This is a genomic window from Ilumatobacter nonamiensis YM16-303 (genome assembly GCF_000350145.1).
Classification (GTDB): domain Bacteria; phylum Actinomycetota; class Acidimicrobiia; order Acidimicrobiales; family Ilumatobacteraceae; genus Ilumatobacter_A; species Ilumatobacter_A nonamiensis.
The window spans coordinates 1-3,450 of the sequence record NZ_BAOL01000176.1 but is presented as its reverse complement, the minus strand read 5'-3'; the positions used below and the strand labels follow the sequence as shown (position 1 = coordinate 3,450).

At 67.4% G+C, this 3,450-nt stretch carries 3 protein-coding genes; 2 read left to right on the top strand and 1 reads right to left on the bottom strand.

Annotated elements, in window-relative coordinates:
• The first annotated feature begins 55 nt into the window (after nucleotides 1-55).
• Nucleotides 56-952: a succinate--CoA ligase subunit alpha gene (gene sucD / locus ON45_RS15710; RefSeq protein ID WP_040494955.1), complete on the top strand. Its 897-nt coding sequence runs from the start codon at nucleotides 56-58 to the stop codon at nucleotides 950-952.
• Nucleotides 953-956: 4 nt separating this feature from the next.
• On the opposite strand, the gene ON45_RS23550 is transcribed toward sucD, so the two are convergent.
• Nucleotides 957-1,517, bottom strand: coding sequence for a hypothetical protein (locus ON45_RS23550; RefSeq protein WP_193788224.1), 561 nt, complete (start codon nucleotides 1,515-1,517; stop codon nucleotides 957-959).
• Nucleotides 1,518-1,668: 151 nt separating this feature from the next.
• Between ON45_RS23550 and purH the strand changes: the two genes are divergently transcribed.
• Nucleotides 1,669-3,183 carry a bifunctional phosphoribosylaminoimidazolecarboxamide formyltransferase/IMP cyclohydrolase gene (purH, locus tag ON45_RS15700; protein WP_051063174.1) on the top strand — a complete coding sequence of 505 codons (1,515 nt, stop codon included), beginning with the start codon at nucleotides 1,669-1,671 and terminating at the stop codon, nucleotides 3,181-3,183.
• The last annotated feature ends 267 nt before the right edge of the window (nucleotides 3,184-3,450 follow it).

Below are 3,450 nucleotides of genomic sequence, written 5' to 3'. Positions count from 1 at the left end.
GTGCCATCGGGTGTCAGACACCGGATGGCACAACCTTCGAGAGAGAAACAGACACATGGCAATTTTCGTCAACGAGAACACGAAGGTCCTGGTCCAGGGCCTCACCGGCGGGCAGGGCAAGTACCACGGCCTGCGTAACCGCGACTACGGCACCCAGATCGTCGGCGGCGTCACCCCCGGCAAGGGTGGTCAGGACGTCGAGGGCATCCCGATCTTCGACTCGGTCGCCGAGGCGGTCGAGGCGACGGGCGCGAACGCGTCGTTCGCGGCCGTCCCGCCGAAGTTCGCAGCGGGAGCGATCATCGAGGCCGCCGAAGCCGGGATCGGTTTCGTCGTCTGCATCACCGAGGGCATTCCCGCCCAGGACGAGGCGACGACGTTCAACCGACTCGTCCGCGAGTTCCCGAACACCCGCCTGCTCGGTCCGAACTGCCCGGGCATCATCAGCCCCGGCAAGTGCAACATCGGGATCACCGCCGGCGAGATCGCACAGGAGCCGAGCGCCGACGGTCCGAACGTCGGCATCGTCAGCCGCTCCGGAACGCTCACCTACCAGGCGCTGTACGAGTTGAAGCAGAACGGCATCGGTGTGTCGACCTGCGTCGGTATCGGTGGCGATCCGGTTCCGGGCACCAACTTCATCGACTGCCTCAGCGAGTTCGAGGCCGACCCCGAAACGCACGCGATCATGATGATCGGTGAGATCGGTGGATCGGCCGAGGAGGAAGCGGCCGAGTTCATCAGCGCCAACGTGTCGAAGCCGATGTCGGCGTACGTCGCCGGAGTCACCGCCCCGGCCGGCAAGAAGATGGGCCACGCCGGCGCGATCGTGTCGGGCGGCAAGGGCACGGCGCAGGGCAAGATGGACGCGCTGTCGAACGCCGGGGTGAAGGTCGGCCTCAACCCGACCGAAGCCGGCGAGCTGATGGCCGACATCGTGAAATCGCTCTGAGGAACTACTGCGCCGGCGGCGGCGGCGGTGGGTTGGACCCCGGCGCCGGTGGGGGTGGCGGCTGCTGCGGTTGACCCTGAGGAGGCGGGGGCTGTCGACCTGCCGGCGGCGGAGCCTGTCCCGGCTGTTGTGGCGCACTGCTGCTCGAGGTCGACGGAAGATTCACGGTCTCGCTTCCCATGCCGAGCAACGCCATCACCGACCCGGCAGCCATCGCGAAGGAGCCGAGCAGCTGGAGCCAGAAGAACGCGGACTTGTCACCGTCCGTCGTGATGAAGGCGAGCATGATCCCGGCAGCCGAGATACCCCACGTGGCCTTCAGCTGGTTCGAGTCGAACGTCAACACGTTGTCGGGAAGGTTCACGCCGAAGAGCTCGCAGCCGACCCAGGCGATCATCGCGATCGCCAGAATCGCCGGGATCGTCGTGACGAACGCGAGTGCGTCGGTGCTCCACGCCGAGAAGGACTCGTCGCCGAACTTGTAGAAACCGAAGAACGAGAAGAGCAAGGTGACCGCCGCCCCGGCGAGCATGACGAGGTTGGCGACCGAGATCTTGCTGTTCATGAACTCCCCATTCGTGGTTCGTGTCGACACGCGGTGTCTCGACACATCGATCCGACCATAGAGGATGGTGTGATGTCGATGTCGTGAATTGCGGCCGCGGGCGACGCAACGGTTCGGTCCCGTCGTCGAACCGTCCGATACGGTCGTGCCCGTGCCCACCGCCTTGCTGTCCGTGTACGACAAGACCGGGGTCGTCGACCTCGCCCGTTCGCTCGCCGATCTCGGCTGGTCGCTCGTGTCGTCCGGAGGCACGGCCAAGGCGATCGCCGACGCCGGGGTCGAGGTCACGGACGTGGTCGAGTGGACCGGTGTCCCGGCGATCCTCGGTCATCGCGTCGTCACCCTGCACCCGAAGGTCCACGGCGGCATCCTCGCCGATCCGACCGACGCCGAGCATCGCGCCGACATGGAGGCGTACGGCATCACACCGATCGACCTCGTGGTCGGAAACCTCTACCCGTTCGCTTCCGATCCCGGGATCGAACTGATCGACATCGGCGGGCCGGCGATGGTCCGTGCCGCTGCGAAGAACCACGCGTTCGTCGGCGTCGTCGTCGATCCCGCCGACTACGACGGAGTCGTCGCCGAGATCGCGAGCGACGGCGAGCTGACCCCGGCAACCCGTCGCCGCCTCGCGCGCAACGCTTTCGCTCACACCGCCGAGTACGACGCGGCGATCGTGACGTGGCTCGACGAGACCGACGACTCGCCGGCGGCCGAGGAAGAGATCCTGCCGGAGTCGATCCACCTGTCGCTCGAACGCGCCCAGCCGCTCCGCTATGGCGAGAACCCGCACCAGGAAGGCGCGCGCTATCGCCAGGTCGGGGCCACGAGTTGGTGGGACTCCATGACCCAGCACGGCGGCAAGGAGCTCAGCTACCTGAACGTGTTCGACACCGAGGCGGCGTGGCGGCTCGTGCAGCGCTTCGACGAACCGGCCGTGGTCGTCGTGAAGCACGCGAATCCGTGCGGTGTCGCGATCGGCGACGACATCGGGTCGGCCTACGTGGCCGCGAACGCCTGTGACCCGGTCAGCGCGTTCGGTGGGATCGTCGCCGCGAACCGGACCGTCACCGCCGCGATGGCCGAGCCCCTGTCGGCGGTGTTCACCGAGGTGGTGATCGCTCCCGATTTCGAGCCGGACGCGCTCGAGATTCTGACCGCGAAGAAGAATCTCCGGGTGATGAGTGCCGGTGCGCCCTCGCCGCTGCCGTTCGACATGCGCCCGGTCGACGGTGGACTCCTCGTGCAGCAGCCCGACGACGTGAGTGGTCGCAGCGACGCGTGGCGGGTCGTCACGAACGCTCAGCCGACCGACGGCCAGTGGCGCGACATCGAGTTCGCCTGGACGGTGTGTGCTGCGGTCAGCAGCAACGCGATCGTGTACGCCAAGGACCTGCAGGCATTCGGAATCGGTGCCGGTCAGCAGAATCGTCTCGATTCGGCGCGGATCGCGGCCGAGCGCTCGGACGGTCGGGCCGATGGGGGCACGTGCGCGAGCGATGCGTTCTTCCCGTTCCGGGACGGCCTCGACGCAGCTGCAGCGGCTGGAATCGCGGCCGTCATCCAGCCGGGTGGTTCGGTACGTGACGACGAAGTGATCGCCGCCGCGGACGAGCACGGCATCGCGATGGTTTTCACCGGCCAGCGTCACTTCCGGCACTGACCGATCCGGATTTCCCGTGTTTCGAGCGCTGTGCCCGACGAGACCGCCTGGTAGCCACCGATCCGGGCGCAACTCCGGCGATACTGGGGGCTGGTGACCTCGACTGCCGATCGCCCACCGGCTGCTGCCGCGCGAGCGATGGCACCGACGCGCCCGCTGTCCCGAGACGGGCGTGGCAACGCGCAGGTCAGTCAGCTGCCGTACTTGCCGGGGCTCGATGGCATCCGCGCGATCGCGGTGATCGCGGTGATGGTGTACCACGCCAAC

Coding starts and splice junctions, on each gene's coding strand:
- ON45_RS23550 (WP_193788224.1), bottom strand. CDS start 1,517: ATGAACAGCAAGATCTCGGTCGCCAACCTCGTCATGCTCGCCGGGGCG.
- sucD (WP_040494955.1), top strand. CDS start 56: ATGGCAATTTTCGTCAACGAGAACACGAAGGTCCTGGTCCAGGGCCTC.